The sequence below is a fragment of the Aneurinibacillus uraniidurans genome (assembly GCF_028471905.1).
In the GTDB taxonomy this organism is placed as follows: domain Bacteria; phylum Bacillota; class Bacilli; order Aneurinibacillales; family Aneurinibacillaceae; genus Aneurinibacillus; species Aneurinibacillus uraniidurans.
This window is the reverse complement of sequence record NZ_CP116902.1, coordinates 162627-181082: the sequence shown is the minus strand read 5'-3', so window position 1 is coordinate 181082 and position 18456 is coordinate 162627. Positions and strand designations below refer to the sequence as shown.

General features: G+C 47.1%; 17 protein-coding genes. 4 read left to right on the top strand and 13 right to left on the bottom strand.

Annotation, left to right across the window (positions count from 1 at the left end; translation table 11 throughout):
- Positions 1-174 precede the first annotated feature (174 nt).
- The 5 genes from PO771_RS00925 to speE form a co-directional block, all read right to left on the bottom strand.
- Entirely contained in the window at positions 175-2148 is a 1974-nt protein-coding gene (locus PO771_RS00925; protein ID WP_272561447.1) for a methyl-accepting chemotaxis protein, read from the bottom strand.
- Between the two features lie 165 nt (positions 2149-2313).
- Complete coding sequence (gene argS / locus PO771_RS00920; RefSeq protein WP_272561446.1) at positions 2314-3984, bottom strand: arginine--tRNA ligase; 1671 nt, start codon at positions 3982-3984, stop codon at positions 2314-2316.
- 28 nt (positions 3985-4012) lie between these two features.
- Positions 4013-4450, bottom strand: coding sequence for a YwiB family protein (locus PO771_RS00915; protein ID WP_272561445.1), 438 nt, complete (start codon positions 4448-4450; stop codon positions 4013-4015).
- Between the two features lie 127 nt (positions 4451-4577).
- The gene (gene speB / locus PO771_RS00910; protein ID WP_272563072.1) at positions 4578-5444 is read right to left on the bottom strand and encodes an agmatinase; all 867 of its coding nucleotides are present in this window, start codon (positions 5442-5444) and stop codon (positions 4578-4580) included.
- A gap of 10 nt (positions 5445-5454) precedes the next feature.
- A complete protein-coding gene (speE, locus tag PO771_RS00905) occupies positions 5455-6285 on the bottom strand; it encodes a polyamine aminopropyltransferase (RefSeq protein WP_272561444.1) in 831 nt (276 codons plus the stop codon).
- A 221-nt stretch (positions 6286-6506) separates the two neighbouring features.
- Here speE and PO771_RS00900 point away from each other — a divergent pair, with 221 nt between their 5' ends.
- Both PO771_RS00900 and PO771_RS00895 read left to right on the top strand, forming a co-directional pair.
- Entirely contained in the window at positions 6507-6830 is a 324-nt protein-coding gene (locus tag PO771_RS00900) for a TM2 domain-containing protein (protein WP_272561443.1), read from the top strand.
- Between the two features lie 159 nt (positions 6831-6989).
- Positions 6990-9014 carry a transglycosylase domain-containing protein gene (locus PO771_RS00895; RefSeq protein WP_272561442.1) on the top strand — a complete coding sequence of 675 codons (2025 nt, stop codon included), beginning with the start codon at positions 6990-6992 and terminating at the stop codon, positions 9012-9014.
- 59 nt (positions 9015-9073) lie between these two features.
- On the opposite strand, the gene PO771_RS00890 is transcribed toward PO771_RS00895, so the two are convergent.
- Genes PO771_RS00890 through PO771_RS00875 form a run of 4 tightly spaced genes read right to left on the bottom strand, consistent with a single transcriptional unit; the run spans position 9074 to position 12655 of the window.
- A complete protein-coding gene (locus tag PO771_RS00890; protein WP_272561441.1) occupies positions 9074-9571 on the bottom strand; it encodes a YwhD family protein in 498 nt (165 codons plus the stop codon).
- Positions 9572-9599: 28 nt separating this feature from the next.
- Complete coding sequence (locus tag PO771_RS00885; protein WP_272561440.1) at positions 9600-10895, bottom strand: HD domain-containing protein; 1296 nt, start codon at positions 10893-10895, stop codon at positions 9600-9602.
- 16 nt (positions 10896-10911) lie between these two features.
- Complete coding sequence (locus PO771_RS00880; protein WP_272561439.1) at positions 10912-11850, bottom strand: RluA family pseudouridine synthase; 939 nt, start codon at positions 11848-11850, stop codon at positions 10912-10914.
- A gap of 31 nt (positions 11851-11881) precedes the next feature.
- Positions 11882-12655 carry a sporulation protein gene (locus PO771_RS00875; protein WP_272561438.1) on the bottom strand — a complete coding sequence of 258 codons (774 nt, stop codon included), beginning with the start codon at positions 12653-12655 and terminating at the stop codon, positions 11882-11884.
- 181 nt (positions 12656-12836) lie between these two features.
- Here PO771_RS00875 and PO771_RS00870 point away from each other — a divergent pair, with 181 nt between their 5' ends.
- Positions 12837-13253: a universal stress protein gene (locus PO771_RS00870; protein WP_272561437.1), complete on the top strand. Its 417-nt coding sequence runs from the start codon at positions 12837-12839 to the stop codon at positions 13251-13253.
- Positions 13254-13303: 50 nt separating this feature from the next.
- Here PO771_RS00870 and PO771_RS00865 read toward each other — a convergent pair whose 3' ends face one another.
- Together PO771_RS00865 and PO771_RS00860 are read right to left on the bottom strand one after the other, a co-directional pair.
- Positions 13304-13528 (bottom strand): YuzB family protein, encoded by a 225-nt coding sequence (locus tag PO771_RS00865; protein WP_272561436.1) that lies wholly within the window; start codon positions 13526-13528, stop codon positions 13304-13306.
- Between the two features lie 122 nt (positions 13529-13650).
- Positions 13651-13986 carry a DUF3905 domain-containing protein gene (locus PO771_RS00860; RefSeq protein ID WP_272561435.1) on the bottom strand — a complete coding sequence of 112 codons (336 nt, stop codon included), beginning with the start codon at positions 13984-13986 and terminating at the stop codon, positions 13651-13653.
- Positions 13987-14154: 168 nt separating this feature from the next.
- On the opposite strand from PO771_RS00860, the gene asnB reads away from it, so the two are divergent.
- Complete coding sequence (gene asnB / locus PO771_RS00855; protein ID WP_272561434.1) at positions 14155-15999, top strand: asparagine synthase (glutamine-hydrolyzing); 1845 nt, start codon at positions 14155-14157, stop codon at positions 15997-15999.
- Between the two features lie 69 nt (positions 16000-16068).
- Here the strand turns inward: asnB and brnQ are convergent, their stop codons facing one another.
- Positions 16069-17406, bottom strand: a complete 1338-nt coding sequence (gene brnQ, locus PO771_RS00850; RefSeq protein ID WP_272561433.1) for a branched-chain amino acid transport system II carrier protein — start codon at positions 17404-17406, stop codon at positions 16069-16071.
- Between the two features lie 321 nt (positions 17407-17727).
- Positions 17728-18450 (bottom strand): glycerophosphodiester phosphodiesterase, encoded by a 723-nt coding sequence (locus PO771_RS00845; RefSeq protein WP_272561432.1) that lies wholly within the window; start codon positions 18448-18450, stop codon positions 17728-17730.
- Positions 18451-18456: the final 6 nt, after the last annotated feature.

Here is an 18456-nt window from a genome sequence, read left to right as displayed (position 1 = left end):
TTCAGTCAGATAAGCTCCACAAAAAATCCACTCCTAGGTATGAGAATATTCTATATCTTTTTTATGATTTAATCTAGCTAAAATAATTATAATTTTATCCCAAAAGAACATCGATAACCAAAACGATAAAACAGGTGCCTCAACAGTAACATCGAGGCACCCGTTTTCGTCTCGTTATGAAATTTCGAATTTACGCAATAGCCCCTGAAGCTCCGCAGACATTTGGGAAAGCGAAGCTGCAGATGCACTAATCTCCTGCATAAAAGCAAGCTGTTCTTCCGTTGAGGCATATACCGTCTGCATGCCCGATGCTGTCTCGGAAGTTAGCTGTTCCATCCCTTCAAATACGCGAACAATCTCCCCTGTATGCGCCGCCATCTGTTCAACAGCTACAGCTACCTCCCGGAACTGGCTGGCTGCGCCCGCCACAGAACCGCGAATCGTTCCAAATAGTTGTCCCGCTGTATCCACTACATCCATGCCGGCTGCCACTTCCCGTGAGCTTGTCACCATCGATTGGACAGCCATTTCTGTCTCCTGTTGAATCGTACCGATCAGTGCCGCGATCTGTGCGGCAGACTGCGCAGACTGCTCAGCCAGCACACGTACTTCGTCTGCTACCACCGCAAAACCACGCCCATGTTCCCCAGCACGAGCTGCCTCAATCGCCGCATTAAGTGCAAGCAAATTCGTCTGACTGGAAATGGTCGTAATGACTTCAATGATTTTGCCAATTTCATCTGAGCGTTTGCCCAGGTTTTTAATCACATGTTCTAAATCCTGCATCGTTCCATTTACTGCGTGCATCTGATTCACCGCTTGTTGCAGAACCAGATTTCCTTCTTCTGCCATATCGACTGCCTGCGATGCCGATGCCGTTACGCTCCGCGCCTGTTCTGCAATGGATAACGCCCGGTTCGACATGTCCACAACCGTCCCGGATGCTCTTTCGATGCGTTCTACCTGCTTATCCGAGTCTGCTGCCACCTCCTGAATAACTCCGGTAATTTGCTCAGTAGCATGGCTCGTCTGATTCGCTCCTTCTGTAAGCTGGTAAGAGGAGGATGCAAGATGATCAGATTGTTCCTGTACCTCTCGCAGTACCATCTGCAAGGAATCACTCATATGATTAAAACTCTCTGCCAATTCACCAAATTCGTCATTGGAATGTGTATCAATTCTCTCTGTCAGCTTCCCTTCACTGACCCGATGTGCCGCTTCATTCAATACTCGCAGCGGGCCAACAATGGAACGAATCACAAAAAAGCTGCGAATCCCCCCATACAAAAATGATACAGCCAGCACCACAAATAATGTCACAAAGATCGGATTCGCCTCTTTCTTTGCTTCATCCACATACATTGTGCCGGCCACTTTCCATCCGGTCAGCTTATTCGTTGCAAAAAACATCCGGCGCTCATGGCCTTCCCATTCATATTCGAACTCCCCCGACGTCGATGCAAACATTTTCTCAGTTGGCGACCCGGATGCTTCGGTTCCCGGTTTTTGTGTCGGGTGTACGATGTATTTGCGGGAGCCATCAATCAGAAACGCATATCCTTCATTTCCGACCTTCACCTGCTTCACACTTTCTGCCAACGCTTTCAGATTCAGGTCAATTCCTACCACACTTTTTCGGTCATCAGACTGAACAGCAATGGTGACAACTTCATCTTTGGATGCAGCGTCTACATACGGCTCTGTAATAATAATTTGACCTGGATGCTCAACTGCCTGCTTGTACCAGAGACGTGTGCGCGGATCATAATCGTCCGCAAGCTTTTCATACGGTGCCAGCAGCATCTGACCGTTTGTCGCCCCTACAAATGTGTGTATCAGCTCTGGATGAAGCGCCTGAAGTCCTTCTAAACTTTTCTGAATGGCATTCCGCTCTTCTCCCTGAAATGTTGTACCATGCACAAGAGAGGCCAGATGCTTTACATCTCTTAACTCCGGTTCGATTGTGCTCGTAAGCAAACGATCCAGCAGTACAACATTCTGCTTAGCGCTCTGGATGAGCTGGTCTTCTACTTTTTCTTTTGCTGTCATATAGGATGTAACCCCTATCAAAAGACTTGGTACAAGTAAAATAACAGCAAATGCCCAAATCAATTTACTACGAATGCTTTTCTTTTTTTGTTTATACATCGTCGTAATAGCCCCTTATCTAACAACAAAGTTATGCAGCATAAATAGCAAATATCTATACCTCTTACTACATACATACTATTATCGGATGCAAAATTTCATTTTTTCACAAAACAAAACCCGATTTCCATAAAAGAAATCGGGTTAGTCCTACATTTTATATTCTTACATGCGTTCCGGTGCTGATACACCGATTAGACGCAGAGCGTTTGCAATCGTAGTCTGAACGGCTTTCATTAGTGCAAGACGCGCCTGTGTCAAACCAGCATCTTCTGTAATAACGCGCTCCGCGTTGTAGAAGCTGTGCAGTAGCGCTGCCAGCTCATGTACATAGCGAACAATACGGTGCGGTGCTAGTGCTTCCGCAGCACCCGCCACTTCCTGCGGGAATTCACCGATATGCTTGAGCAGGTCGATTTCTTTCTCGCTTGTCATACCGCTGAAATCTGCTTTGGAAAGATCGATTTCAATGCTTTGCTCAGCCGCCTGGCGGAAGATACTGCAAATACGTGCATGAGCGTATTGCACATAAAATACCGGGTTTTCATTTGACTTGGATACGGCAAGATCCATATCAAAATCAAGGTGTGCATCCTGACTGCGCATAGTAAAGAAGTAGCGCGTCGCATCAGTTCCAACCTCTTCCATGAGGTCACGCATCGTTACTGCTTTACCTGTACGTTTGGACATTTTTACTTTCTCGCCGCCTTGATACAAGCTAACCATCTGATTGATCAAAACAACAAGCTGGTCCGCATCGTAGCCCAAGCACTGCATCGCAGCTTTCATACGTGGAATGTAGCCATGATGGTCCGCTCCCCAGATGTTAATCAACTGGTCAAAGCCACGGTTGAATTTGTTCTGGTGATACGCGATATCCGGCGTCAGGTACGTGTATGAGCCATCCTGCTTGATCAACACACGGTTTTTGTCGTCACCAAAGTCAGTCGAGCGAAGCCATGTCGCACCGTCTTCATCATACACGTAGCCTTTTTCACGCAGTACACCGACGATACGCTCAACTTCGTTTGTTTCATACAGGGATGTCTCACTAAACCATTCGTCGAATTTCACACGGAAATCAGCCAGGTCAGTTTTGATTTTCTCCAGTTCTTTATCACGGCCCCAGTTGCGGAAGAATATAAAACGCTCTTCCTCGCTCATCTTCGCGTACTTGTCACCGTCTTTCGCTGCCAGCTCTTTCCCGAATTCGATAATATCTTGTCCGTAGTAGCCATCTTCCGGCATATCACGTTCTTCACCGAGTGCCTGGAAATAGCGAGCTTCTATGGAACGAGCAAGGTTGACAATCTGGTTCCCGGCATCATTGATGTAATATTCGCGAGATACAGCATAGCCCGCAATATCAAGCACATTGCACAGCGCATCACCAAACGCGGCTCCTCGTGCATGACCTAAATGCAAGCTTCCAGTCGGATTCGCACTGACGAATTCCACCTGTACTTTTTTTCCTTTCCCTGCATCTGTACGGCCATATGTATTCCCTGCTTCGATAACTTGTCCAACTACATTAGTCAAATAGCTGTTATCCATGTAGAAGTTAATAAAACCAGGCCCAGCAATTTCAATTTTTGCAATGCTTGCCGCTTCCTTATCAATCGCATCAACGATTTGCTCTGCGATCTGACGTGGGTTTTTGCGTGCAATACGAGTTAACTGCATCGCGATATTTGTAGCATAGTCGCCGTGCTGCTTATCCTTTGGTAACTCCAGGACAAAATCCGGGATTTGTTCTGCTTCGACGATGCCAGCCTTGATCACCGCCTGCTTGATTTGTTCTACAATTGTACTTTTCATTTTCTCTACAATACTCACAAGAGATGCCTCCTTTATTCTCTATTCCTTATCGTTTGCGCTGCAAGCTGCACGTTACCATGTAGTGCCCCGCTTCCTGCTCATTTAAAAACAGGGTATAATTCCAGACTGCTTCGCATAAATAACCTTCTTCATCGTATTTCACGCGAACGTCAGTTGTCTCCGTGTCCATCTGCATCGGACCTGCCAGGCTTTCAAACACTCCGCTTGTTGTAACACCTAGACGAAATGATTGCCGCATCGATACAAGTCCGTTGCGAATGACAACAACTTCGTCAGGTCGTACTTTCACGGTTGCCTTTGTTTCACCTGCTTCATCCTGCTCCACATACTTGATGTACCATGTACCGTTCATCAGGTGAAGCTCGCCCGCATAGCGGTATTCATGCTTATCCCGACGACCGCCTTCCAGTACAAACTGGCTTTCAATTGTGATGGCTACCTGCTGTATGGGAGGTCTGCCCATATGTATCCCCCTACTGTCTTTCAGTTATTTACATAAGGAAAAAAGTATATGCTATCCCTCTAACATAGCACATACTTTTCCCCTCTACAAACAAAACCCGCCGAAGCGGGCTTTGTAACAATCTATTTTATTTCACCATTGTGAGAAGCACTTCACGGATCATTTTGGACGCAAGAATTTGTGTGCGCTCAGACTGATCCAGCACCGGAGATACTTCTACCAGGTCAAAGCCAACCACGTTCAGCTCAGACAACAGATAGATCGATTCGATTGCATCTGCTGCCGAGATACCGCCCGGCTCCGCTGTACCTGTGCCTGGAGCGTATGCCGGATCAACCGCATCAATGTCGTATGTGACATAAACCGGACGTCCTTTCAGCTCGTCAAGACACGCTTTCAGCGGCTCGATCACTTTGAACTTGTTCAGGTGCATGTTTTCTTGCGCGAACTGGAATTCTTCCTTTAGACCAGAGCGAATACCAAACTGGTACACATTTTCCGGCTTTACATAGTCCAGCGCACGGCGAATAACAGCCGAGTGGGACAATTCTTCCCCTTCCATCTCATGACGCAGGTCTGTATGAGCATCGATGTGTACGATCACGAGATCCGGGTACTTCTCTGCCATCACCTTAATCGGGGCAAGACTAACCAGGTGCTCGCCGCCAAGACCAATCGGGAATTTACCATCTGCCACAACTTTACGCACATACTCTTCAATCGCATCTAGGCTGCGCTGAGCGCTGCCAAACGGAAGCGGAATATCACCCGCATCAAAGAATGCAACTTCTTCAAGCTCACGATCTGCGTATGGGCTGTATGTTTCCAGGTTAATAGACACTTCGCGAATGCGTGTTGGACCAAAACGAGTTCCCGGACGGAAGCTTGTTGTCCAGTCCATCGGCATGCCATAAATGACAGCCTTCGCATCTTCGTATGTGCTTTGTGCTTCAATGAACGCATGACCACTGTAAGAAGGGTTAAAGAAATGCATCATAGCCCTCCTATTTCACCATGTCTTCCACGAATTTCGGAAGAACAAACGCTGCACCGTGCAGGCGTGGTGTGTAGTATTTTGTTTCGCGTTCTGGAATGCTTGCTGCATCCACTTCAAGCGGATCGTATTTTTTCGAACCCATTTGGAACATCCACATGCCGCTTGGATACGTTGGGATGTTCGCCACGTATGCACGTGTGATCGGGAAGATTTCTTTAATGTCTTTGCTTACTTTGCGGATCAAGTCAGACTTAAACCACGGGTTGTCTGTTTGTGCCACGAACATGCCATCTTCTTTCAGCGCTTCATAGATGCCTTGATAGAAACCACGCTCGAACAGCGGAGCAGCTGGTCCTACTGGTTCAGTAGAGTCAACCATGATCACATCGTACTGATTTTTGCTTTTTACAATGTGCATGAAGCCATCGCCCACGATTACTTCCACACGTGGATTATCCAGCTCGCCTGCAATGCTCGGCAGATACTGCTTAGAGTATTCGATTACTTTGCCATCGATTTCAACAAGCGTTGCTTTTTTTACTTTTTCATGCTTCATGATTTCGCGGATTACGCCGCCATCGCCACCGCCAACTACCAGTACATGCTCTGGGTTCGGATGCGTATTAAGAGCTGGATGCGCTACCATCTCATGATAGACGAATTCATCCACCTGTGATGTCATAACCATACCATCGAGAAGCAGCATGTTGCCGAATTCCTCTGTCTCGACCATATCGAGCTTCTGGAATTCTGTCTGTTCTGTATGTAAAGTTTTATTAACCTTAATTGTAATCCCGAAATTTTCTGTTTGTTTCTCCGTAAACCACAAACCAGCCATTCTTTATCCGTCTCCTTTCGTGTCCTCCTTTAGATGAAGGATGCCCAATAGTAAAACAAGCTACATTATATAGGACCTGTACCAAAAATCAAGCACTCTTTCATTATCTTACCCTCAATGACTATTTTTCTCCGTAAATTTTTGATAAAGATTCATGGGACAAGCTGCACTGCTCATACATTACTTAGTACACAGGGCATTTATCTAAAGGGGGAGCGAAGATGGATAATTTCTCTGCACGCCAGGGTCTCACCACAGAAGAACAGCTTCTGATTAGCAGTGAGTTCGATAAACAGAAAAAATCAAAAACGATTGTGTACTTATTATGGTTGTTTGTCGGCTGCTGGGGTGCGCATCGCTTCTACACAGGAGATACCGGACTTGGTATCGGAATGATTGTTGTGTGGATTGTTAGTTTATTTTTATTCATGATTCCCATTGGCATCTGGGTCATTGTGGACGTATTTTTAATCGGGAAGCGTGTGGATGAATTAAACACACAGATCGAGGCACGTATTATCGAAAAAGTACGGGCCACGAGGTAACGTTTCACAGTTTTATTCGCAAAGGAGCAGCCCTAAACGATGGGCTTGCTCCTTTTTTCATCACCGAGCATATTAATCTTGCGAACCTACGCGAAAAGTATAGAATTTACTAGATTCCCCCATACTAGAAGTATCAATGACTACAGGAGGTCCCTATTCATGGAAATCAAACGGGAAGATCCGCTCGTTCGCTGGCTTCGTATTGCCGGACGAACCATTCGCTACTTAGCGATTGCATCCGTCCTGTTTGCGATATGTGCCGGATTGTTCCTGCTGTATTTGCGCTCGCAGCCGCTGCCGCAGACCGATCTGAACGAGACCACTACCATTTATGGGGCTGACAGCTCTGTGATTGCCACACTTTATAAAGGGGAAAATCGCGTCTTTCTACCACTGGACAAAATTCCGAAGCATGTGCAAAATGCTTCGATTGCAATTGAAGACCGGAAGTTTTACGAACATCCTGGCTTTGATATGACGCGTATTGCAGGCGCTGCCTTCAACGACATCCGAACGTTGTCCAAAGCGGAAGGAGCGAGCACGATCACCATGCAGCTCGCCCGTAATCTGTACTTGAGCCACGATAAAACATGGTCACGCAAATACAAGGAAGCACTGCTAACCATTCAGCTTGAATTGAATTACACGAAACCACAGCTACTGGAATTATATTTGAATCAAATCTATTATGGACATGCCGCATATGGCATTCAGGCAGCAGCAAAAACATACTTCGGCAAAAATGCAGCCGACCTTGATCTTGCAGAAGCCAGCATGCTCGCCGGACTGCCAAAAGGGCCAAAATTTTTCTCACCATTCCGCGACGAGCAAGCTGCCAAAAACCGTCAACGCATCGTGTTAAATGCCATGGTAGCAGAAGGCTACCTGACACGCACTCAGGCTGATGCCGCATACGCAGAGAAGCTTACGTTCGCTAGCCCTGCCGCTGCCAAAAACCAAACCATCGCACCGTATTTTCGTGATTATGTCATCAAGCTAGCCAAAGAAAAGTATGGTATCGAAGAAGACCTTGTAGAGCATGGCGGCTTGAAAATCTACACCACCCTCGATCCGCACATGCAGCAAAAAGCGGAGGAAGCAGTTAAAAAATACATGCCGAAAGACCGCCCGCTCCAGACTGCGCTGGTCGCCATTGAACCACAAACCGGCTACATTCGGACGATGGTTGGCGGACGTGATTATACGAAGAGTCAGTATAACCGAGCGCTTGCACTCCGCCAGCCAGGTTCATCCATCAAGCCAGTACTATACATGGCGGCCCTTGAAAACGGCTATACACCACTCACCCAGATTAAGAGCGAACCAACTGTCTTTACATTTGGAAATCATAATGAAACGTACACGCCACATAATTTTGGTGATCAATATGCAAACAACTACATTAACATGGGACAAGCAATTGCCCGCTCGGATAACATCTATGCCGTGCAGACTCATTTGACGATCGGGCCAGACAAAATGGTTAGTACCGCCAAGCGTCTCGGCATTGACTCTCCATTTAGGCCTATTCCGTCTCTTGCGCTCGGCAGCGCACCGGTCATGCCGCTTGAGCTGACACGCGCATTCGCTACCATCGCTGATCAAGGGCAAAAAACAGAGCCGCTTGCGATCACACGTATTGAAGATCGGGCAGGCAACGTGTTAGTCGAGACTGAGCCGCAAGCACAGCAAGTTGTCAGCAAAGAAAACGCCTTTATTCTGACCCATCTGATGGAAAAAGTGTTCGCACCAGGCGGAACGGCAAACCGGGTAAGCGGGCAGCTTCACCGACCAGTGGCGGGTAAAACCGGAACGACTGATTACGATGCCTGGCTTGCTGGATTTACGCCACAGTTGGCGACGGCTGTCTGGGTCGGCTATGACGACAACCGCAAGCTGGATGAAGTCGCAGATGCACGTCTCGCTGCGCCCATCTGGGCCGCTTTTATGGAAAGTGCACTCACCTCTACGCCGCCGGCTACTTTCCCGGTTCCGGAAGGAGTGGTGCCTGCCTACATCGACCCTATCAGCGGCAAGCTCGCCGGGCCTAACTCCAAAACGCAAGAGTTGATGTACTTCGTGCCAGGAACAGCCCCAACCGAATATGCACCAGAGCCTGTGCCTGTGAAGCCATTTCCTGAGGAAGAAAAGAAATCGTTCTGGGAGAAATGGAAGTTCTGGTAGTGTTACAGTAAGTAAAAAATCCGCCTCTGTATGAAACAGGGCGGATCTTTTTTATGAAATCACACAAGCATATCTTTCAGTTCTTGCGGCGAACGTTCCCACATGTCTGGATTGTGAGTCGACAGCAAAGTACGTAGATTTTCTTTTTCTTTCTCGCTCAGACCATCAAGAATGTAGCGGCGCTTCATCGCATAATCCATCTTGTTTACGTGGTCAGCGAGGATTTTCCAACCTCGACGTGCTTCACGGTCAATCAGCATTTCGCATGCCGTAACACCCGCATAGTAAGAGCCTGCTTCTCCAGTATCTACTGCCACCCATACGAGCCAGTACTTCTTACCATTCGGAACATCTTCTTTATTCATGGAAAACTTAACGCCTTTTTCCACTGCACTTTTCGCGTGCAGTGCGCCTACGTCAATAACCGCTTCCTCTTCACTCAAAATAATCGAAGATACACTACTTAAGTCGATCATGCCCGCGCCATAGCCGCCGTGAACCTGATTTTTGTTGCTAATAATATTAAAGCCACCCTGGTTTTTCTTGAACATATCCATACTTCCGTACCCCTTTCTCTACTAGCGCTTATATACGTAGACGACGCTTAATCTCCTGCACAACAGCTGGATTACGCGTCCCGTCTTCCAGAAAATCAAGCGGAAAGTACAATTTGTGGTCGTATCTCCGCTTACCGGAAATCGCCTCCACAATGACTGAACAGCGGGACAATTCTTCCAAATGGCCATCCGGCATCAAAAGATAGATTGGCATCCGCTCCCCCTCTTCCCCGCTTCGATAAACATCATACGGTAAATCAGACGGGGAATCCACTCCCAGGTAGTAATCAGGATCAATTCCAATCTCCGCAAACAAATCCTTTAATTCTTGCATCTCCTGCGGATTATCCGCATTCTCATCGTGCTCCACGTATTTGAACAAGCGCCGCTCCATAAATCGGCGGCACAAATCGCGCAATACTTCGTCTGACTCCTCACTCCACTCACTCATGTAGTACATCACAGTCGCTTCATCAAGCGTGATGTATTCCTCAAGTGTCATCGTATCGTTAAACAGCGGCATGAACCGCTTCGGATTATGTACGAACGAATACTCACTCTCATGCAAGTGCCGTACACGGGCGAAAATATTACGCAAAATGACTTCTGCACTGCGCGTTACCCGGTGAAAATACACCTGCCAATACATCTGATACCGTGCCGCGATATAGTCTTCTACTGCATGCATCCCCGTATGCTTAATGACAACTTTATCTTCATACGGCTTAAGCACCCGCAAGATACGCTCCAAATCAAACGAACCATAACTTGTGCCCGTATAATAAGCGTCTCGCAGCAAATAATCCATCCGATCTGCATCAATCTGGCTCGAAATCAAACTCACTAACAGCTTATTCGGATACGTCTTGCCGATCATCTGTGCCACTTTCGCCGGAAAATCATCGGACACCTGCCGAAGCACTGTATTTACCTGTGTATCCCCTGTCAGAATACGCTGTGTCCATTCTTCATGATCAGTATGGAATACTTTCTCAAATGAATGGGAGAACGGTCCATGCCCAATGTCATGCAAAAGCGCTGCACTGAGGCATAACAACCGTTCTTCCTCTGTTATCATAAAATTACTGCGGCGGCTAAAGTTAGACAGAATGCGCCGCATAATCTCATATACGCCAAGGCTGTGGTTGAAGCGGCTGTGCTCCGCTCCATGGAACGTTACATACGAAGTACCAAGCTGACGAATCCGGCGCAAGCGCTGAAATTCGCGTGCATTAATTAAGTCCCAGATCAGTGTATCCCGCACATGCACGTAACGGTGGACCGGATCTTTAAAAACTTTCTCTTCCTGTAATCGTCCCATCATTCACAACCCCTCCTTATTAAAGTTGGTCGCGCAGTTTCACAAAATCATCCGGCGCAGGTGCCATGCATTCAATCACTTCACCGCTTAATGGGTGCGAAAACGTAAGGCTCACCGCATGCAGCGCCTGACGACGAAATCCATCTACAACCGGACCGCCATAGAGCGTATCCCCAAGAATCGGAAACCCGTGATGGCTAAAATGCACCCGAATTTGATGCGTACGCCCCGTTTCAAGCTCTATCTCCACCAGCGCGGCCCCTTCTGGCAGCACATCAGGCTTCGGTTCATACAATTCCCGCACGGTATAATGGGTAATGGCGTCATCCCCCTTCGTAGATACACAACGACGGGTTGGATGATGTGGGTCCCTGGCAATTGGATCTGAGAATGTACCACTCTCGCCCACTTGTGCCGGATGCCCGCTTACCAGCGCAAGATACGTGCGACGAATCGCATGTTCACGCAGTTGTTTATCAAGAAGCTGCTGGATGAATCCATTCTTCGCAATCAAAATCGCACCGCTCGTTTCCTTGTCTAACCGATGGACAGGACGCACGGCTCGCGGCTGGCCCTTCTCTGTCCAGTAATGCGAGATACCATGGGCGAGTGTGCGTGTCTGCTTCTCGTTCACCGGATGCACCGCCAGGCCCGCAGGCTTATTCACCACGAGCAGTGCGTCATCTTCGTACAGCACATGAATATCCATCGCCACAGGTGGAAGAGTCGGCTCAAACGCATCCGCAATTCGAACTTTAACCTCGTCGCCCTTCTTCACCTTTTTTTGCAAATACGGCTGCTTGCGGTTTAAGTGAACACCCTTCTGCCGGGTAAGGCGCTGAATCATCCGGCCTGATATGCCAAGCTTCTCCTTTAGAACACGCTCTAGCGTCCAACCTGCTATCTCCCTCTCTACTTCGTATTCCAGCCACCGTTTGTCCATTTTCCATGCTGTCAATTACGTCACCTGCTTTACTATAGTTTAAAAATCATTTTGGGATCATATCAAGCCCGCGCTGGATCATCCTCGCTAACTCCTCTGACGCTAATCCCTTTGTACGGCTGATCGTAAACCGAACATACCGTTCATCTAGCCCTAACATATCTTGCAACAGCCCACGGGCGTTTTTGGCTTTGCGGTCCACTTCCAGCAGGACATCCACACCTTCCGAGTACACATCAAATATCAACTCAATCTCATCCAGCTCATCCCGAAAACGATCAGTCGGCCTAAGCTCAAATTCCTGCACAAACGGAACCATGCGATGGATGTGTTTCTTATATTCGCAATAGCCGCTCTCAGATGTATGACGGAATCCCAGATCCTCCGCTTGAGCAAATATCTGCTCAATTAGCGGGTCCGGCAGTACAGTAATCAGGTCTTTATCTTTTGGATCGATTGCCATCTCAATATCAAGTCCTGTACTCAAATACACCTGTTGTGTGCGGAAAGAAATAGGTGCATGATGCGGTACACGCAGCTGGAACGGAATGATTCTAGTCTCATTCGGACGTATTACAAGCGAATCCGAAATGCGATAAGAGGCTAGTACTTCTTTTTGCCTGGACTGTGTTCCTCCCACTTCCCGGCTGTATTCTGTATATAAATACATATAAATTTGCGAGATCGACTGCTCTACACTACCACCAATAACATGTACTTCTCCCACTAACTCGTCTCCCTGACGTACACCTGCGCTCGTGATGCGTGCATCGACCCGCGCTGCGCCAATTCCAATGCTTGCAAGAATTTTGTCCAGCATGTTCGTCATCCCCTCCTATAATCCTATATCTTCTTTGCTATATATTTGTACTGCTTTTGTATATCGCTGCATCCTTAACAACATTCGGCGTTAATCGTCAGAAAACCTTTCCCGCCAGTTTTGACGGCTACAGAACTTATCGGTACAATAGAGACAGAACCCATCAACTGGAGGAATGACCATGTACCACCATATTTTACTTTCCTATGACGGATCTGATCATGCAAAAAAGGCAGCCGAGCGTGCTGCTGAATTAGCTTCTGCATTCGGGGCCCATGTTACCATTGTAACAGCGTATCCAACTTCTCCATCATTTATCATCGGTGCTAAAGACATTAGTGATGAGGAAATGCGAGCATACTGGGTTGCCAAGGCGGATGAATTGGACGACGTATTCACATCCCGGAATATTTCCATTCATAAAGTCGTAAAAGCAGCCGATCCGAAAAATCTGATCCTCGATACAGCAGAGGAACTTGAAGTAGACGCTATTGTGATTGGCTCACGCGGTCTATCCAATTACGCCCGCTTCATGCTTGGCGGTGTCAGCCAGAGTGTTACTCAGCATGCACATTGCGATGTCATCGTAGTAAAATAATAAAAAACGCTCCCATGATTCATACGCAGGGAGCGTTTGTTATGTTCGCACTATTTTTTCAGATGCTTCTTCACTTTCTCCACCAATTGATCCTCTGTCGGTGCTGTAATGTGTCGACCATTCACTACCGCGAAATGCTTCTTAAATCCAATTCCGCAGTATGATTGACAGCCGATCTCCATCGTGCAATCCGGCTCGATCTCTTTCAGGCGGGGAACAAGCGTCTTCACATTCACCATTTTACATTCATCGCATACGCGAAATTCTGTCGTCATACTGTGCTTCCTTTCTTACCGTATTGCTGACAGGCCTGTTGAAACTCTGCTCTTTATCATATCACAACAGACGCCTTTCTCGCCAATACGAAAAAAGTGCTGATGCCGACAGCTGCGCTTTTTTAGTCTTTCCGATAGCTTACATCTTTTGTAGCGTGCATGAACATACCGCTCTGCGGTACGAATCCTTCTTCTAATAACGCCTGATTTTCCGCTGTATTCCAGCCGATATCATTCGTCGGATGCACCCACTGATCACCTGCCATAATGGCCGGATCAACGTCTTTGCTCCAGTTGTTCAGCGGTGAGTTCGCTGAATCATAAAAACTGTCTCCGATGACCACTCCATACTGGTTCACAAACGGCTTAGCCCGCGGCTGTTCTGTCGCTGGTGCATCGATCTGATGCGGCAGCTTATCCCCGACCTGCCCTGGCTTGATGTTCTTGTTATCCGCCATGTCACTGCCTCCCTTGTAGTAAGATTTCGTTCACTTTTTCTAGTGTGGACCAGACCGATTGTTCTTACTCTTTTACCCGCTTATTTTCTTAGGCCATGCACCGATAAGTAGCCGCTAGGCATAGTGTAGCTAATGAGTTAGGGATTCAAGAGTGGAGGGATTAACTACATGTGCGGAATTGCAGGATGGATTGACTGGCAGACTGATATTAGCGGAGAAACGGAAATCATGCGCAACATGGCTCAATCGCTCATTCCGCGCGGCCCGGATAGCGAGGGCATCTGGACAACACGCCATGCCGCATTTGCCCATCGCCGCCTCGTTGTAGTGGACCCGGAAGGCGGCGTTCAGCCAATGACCCGGTCATACGGCGAAGAAACGTATACCATCGTTTATAACGGAGAGTTATACAATACAGAAGATTTGCGAGGAGCGCTTCTCGCACGCGGCCATTGTTTTGCATCTACATCAGATACAGAAGTACTGCTCGTCTCCTATATGGAATGGGGACCTGAGTGCGTAGAGAAACTGAACGGAATTTATGCATTTGCGATCTGGAAGCACAATGAGGAGAGCGTGTTTATGGCCCGCGACCGGATCGGTGTAAAACCGCTATTTTATACACAGTGCGGCACAAGTTTTATTTTTGGCTCGGAACTAAAGGCACTTCTCGCACATCCAGCTGTACAGCCGGAAATTCGCCAGGAGGGCCTGTCTGAAATTTTCGCACTGGGCCCTGCAAGAACACCTGGTAGCGGTGTATTCCATAATGTATTCGAATTACTTCCAGCTTCGTATTTGTTACACACACGCCACGGAATGCGGACTAATCGTTACTGGACGCTTGACAGCCACACCCATGAAGATGATATGGAGACAACCATTACAAAAATCCGTGAACTCCTTAGCGATAGTATTCGCCGCCAACTTATCGCAGATGTACCCGTATGCACGCTGCTGTCAGGTGGACTCGATTCGAGTGCGATCTCTGCCATTGCAGCACAGGCATTCAAAGAAGAAGGAAAAGATGCGCTGCATACGTTCTCTGTCGATTATGTCGGCAATGACGTTCACTTCCGTCCGAACGAATTCCAGCCGAATGCAGACGCACCATGGGCAAAGCGCGTGTCTGAATTCATCGAATCCATACACCACAACATTTATTTCGACACACCGGACTTAATCGATTCACTCGATGTCGCCCTGCACGCCCGCGATCTCCCAGGCATGACCGATATCGACGGCTCCCTGTATTTATTCTGTCGGGAGATCAAAAAGCATGCGACTGTCGCACTGTCCGGCGAGTGTGCGGATGAAGTATTCGGTGGCTACCCGTGGTTCCACCGCACAGAAGCACTAAATGCCACCGTGTTCCCGTGGGCACGCAATATCGCGGACAAAACCCGCTTCTTCTCTAACGACCTGCTTGCCGAGGTCAACCCGGAAGCCTATGTAAAAATGCGCTATCAGGAAGCTCTCGACGAAGTGCCGCGCCTAGCCGGAGAGGAAGGGCTAGATAAACGCATCCGTGAAATGTTCTATCTTAACCTGACACGCTGGATGCCGACACTGCTTGATCGCAAGGACCGCATGAGCATGGCCGTCGGACTCGAAGTGCGTGTACCGTTCTGCGACCATCGTCTGGTGGAATACATGTGGAATGTACCGTGGGCGATGAAGACAGACGGTGAGCGGGAAAAAGGCATTTTACGAAAGGCACTGAAAGGTATTCTACCCGATGATGTTCTCTACCGCCTCAAAAGCCCCTATCCAAAAACACACAACCCATCCTATCTGACCACTGTACGTGACCGCGTGCTAGCGATTCTCGATGATACAACATCTCCACTCACCCCGTTCGTGAATGCGGCAACAATTCGTGAATTTGCTAAACAAGATCTCACGAAAGTTCATATGCCATGGTTCGGACAGCTCATGAATGTCCCGCAGTTTTTTGCGTATCTCATTCAGATTGATGCATGGATGCGCAACTATAACGTAACCGTGAAATAACTATGCATCTGTCTGCATACAAAAAACCCGCTGATCCACAACCATGGTCAGCGGGTTTGTCGTGTGTACTTATCGAGACGGTATCGGCTTTGATGCATTAACCAAGCTAATGACAAAGCCTACAATCCCCCCAACAATTCCTGGTAACAACCAGCCCAGCCCCAGACTATATAACGGCAGCATATGGCTGAAGAGAGAATCAATGGCCGATACGTTGATATGTGCTACTTTTAATCCATCAAAAATACTTACCAATCCCGTGCAAAGCATGGCACCTTGATAAACTTCTGAACGCCCTTTAAACAAAGGATGTAGAAATATCAAAAAAATAAGCGTGATTGCCATCGGATAAATCGCCGTCAGTATCGGAACAGAAATAGAAATCAATTGTGTCAGCCCAATATTGGCCATCGTAGCACTAAACACGCTTAATAAAACAGCGAGTGCTTTATATGGAATTCCAGGCAGCAGCGTATGGAAGAAAGAGGCACAAGAACTAGTCAAGCCGATGCTCGTAGTCAAACACGCAACCGTAATCATCAGGCCAAGTAATATGCCACCTAATGATTGGAAGTAATAAGTTGCAGCTTGTGCTAATACTAGTCCCCCATTATCCAATCTTCCTAACACAGAGACACTCGATGCTCCCAAAAAGGTAAGAGACCCGTAAATAAAAATTAATAAAAGAGCCGCGACCACAGAAGATTTCAGACAAGCAACCGCAATAGATTTTGCGGTCGTTGCTCCTTTTTGTTTAATGGAATTAATCACCAACATACCAAAGACAAACGAAGCCAATGTATCCATTGTTAAATAGCCTTCTTGAAATCCCTTGAAAAACGGGATCGATACATACTCATCTGCAGGTGGCTGTATGGGTCCCATTGGATGAATCAAGCCAGCCAACACTAAAATCAAGATAAAGCCTAATTTTAAAGGAGTCAAAAATCGTCCAACGATGTCTACAATTCGGTTAGGGTTTAGCGAGAAAAAGCAGCTAATCGAAAAGAATACCACCGTAAAAATGAATAACGGAAGATGTCCGGCGTTTGCTGAAAGAAATGGGGTAACGCCAATTTCATACGATACACTTCCAGTTCGTGGCAAAGCAAATAGCGGACCAATCGCTAAATAAAGCGCTAGTGTAAAAACAAGACCAAACCACGGATGAACCCGACTGGAGACAGAAAGCAAGTCTGTTTTCCCGGAAACCCCCATTGCAACAACCCCAAGTAAAGGCAATCCTACTCCTGTTATTAAAAAACCAGAAACAGCAGGCCAAAAGTTTGTGCCCGCTACCTGGCCAAGCGACGCTGGAAAAATCAGATTTCCTGCTCCAAAAAATAGCGCAAAGAGAGTTAAACCGACAATTAAAGTGGTTGAAAAAGGTAACCTTTCTGATTTCACTACAAATTCCTCCGGTATAAATTGAATTATCAGTCATTAGCATTCGATAGATGCTACCTAACGATGGGGAAACACAGAAAGATACTATAGTAAATATTTTATTTTTTATCAATAAAAAAATTTACCATTAAATAAAGTACAATTATTCAAAATATTTTAGTGCAGGAAAATAAATCGCTTACCTCCTTTAAAATCCCACATAAAAGGAATTTTATACAATAAAAAAAGATGCCCTCCCTACTTTGGGGCACCTTTTTTTCATCATATTTACATTACAAATAAACATGATACACAAACATAAGAATATTCATATCCGGCTGATTAGCGTATCAAGCCGATCATGCGGTCTGGGTAATTCGTACAAATCTGGATATCTGGATGAAATCCCATCAGGCGCTGAATAGCCTCCGGGTCATCGACAGTCCAAGCGACCACCGGAATTCCAGATTCAATCATTTCAACTACAAATTCCTTCGTCATATGCATGTACGACATCGAAAGCACAGATGCACCGACTTTCGAGAGCTGTTCACGCACCAACGCTGGTTTCCCTTCAAAAATAAGTCCGGTTTTCATGGACGAATCAAGCGCATGTACTCGTTTAATCACATCATGATCAAAAGAAGTCACATACACATCGTGCTGCATGCCATACTGATGAATAAGCTTTACTACCTTCTCTTCAAGTCCAGGATATAGATTTCCAACCGTTTTCAATTCGATATTCAGCCGCCCTCTTCCCTGCGATTCTTGCAATATTTCTTCCAGTGCAGGGATGTGCTCGCCTTTGAATTCCGCACCAAACCAACTGCCTGCATCCAACTTCCGCAGTTCCGCATACGTATAAGAGCCCACCGGACCGCTCCCGTTTGCGGTACGACCAAGGACAAAATCATGAATCACAACCGGAACGCCATCCTTCGTCAGTTGAACATCAAATTCTATCGAGTGAATACGAGGTTCTGCCAAAGCCAGCCGGATTGCACTGCGTGTATTTTCCGGTGCACGTCCCGACCAGCCACGATGTGCCATACAAACGTTCATTTCCCT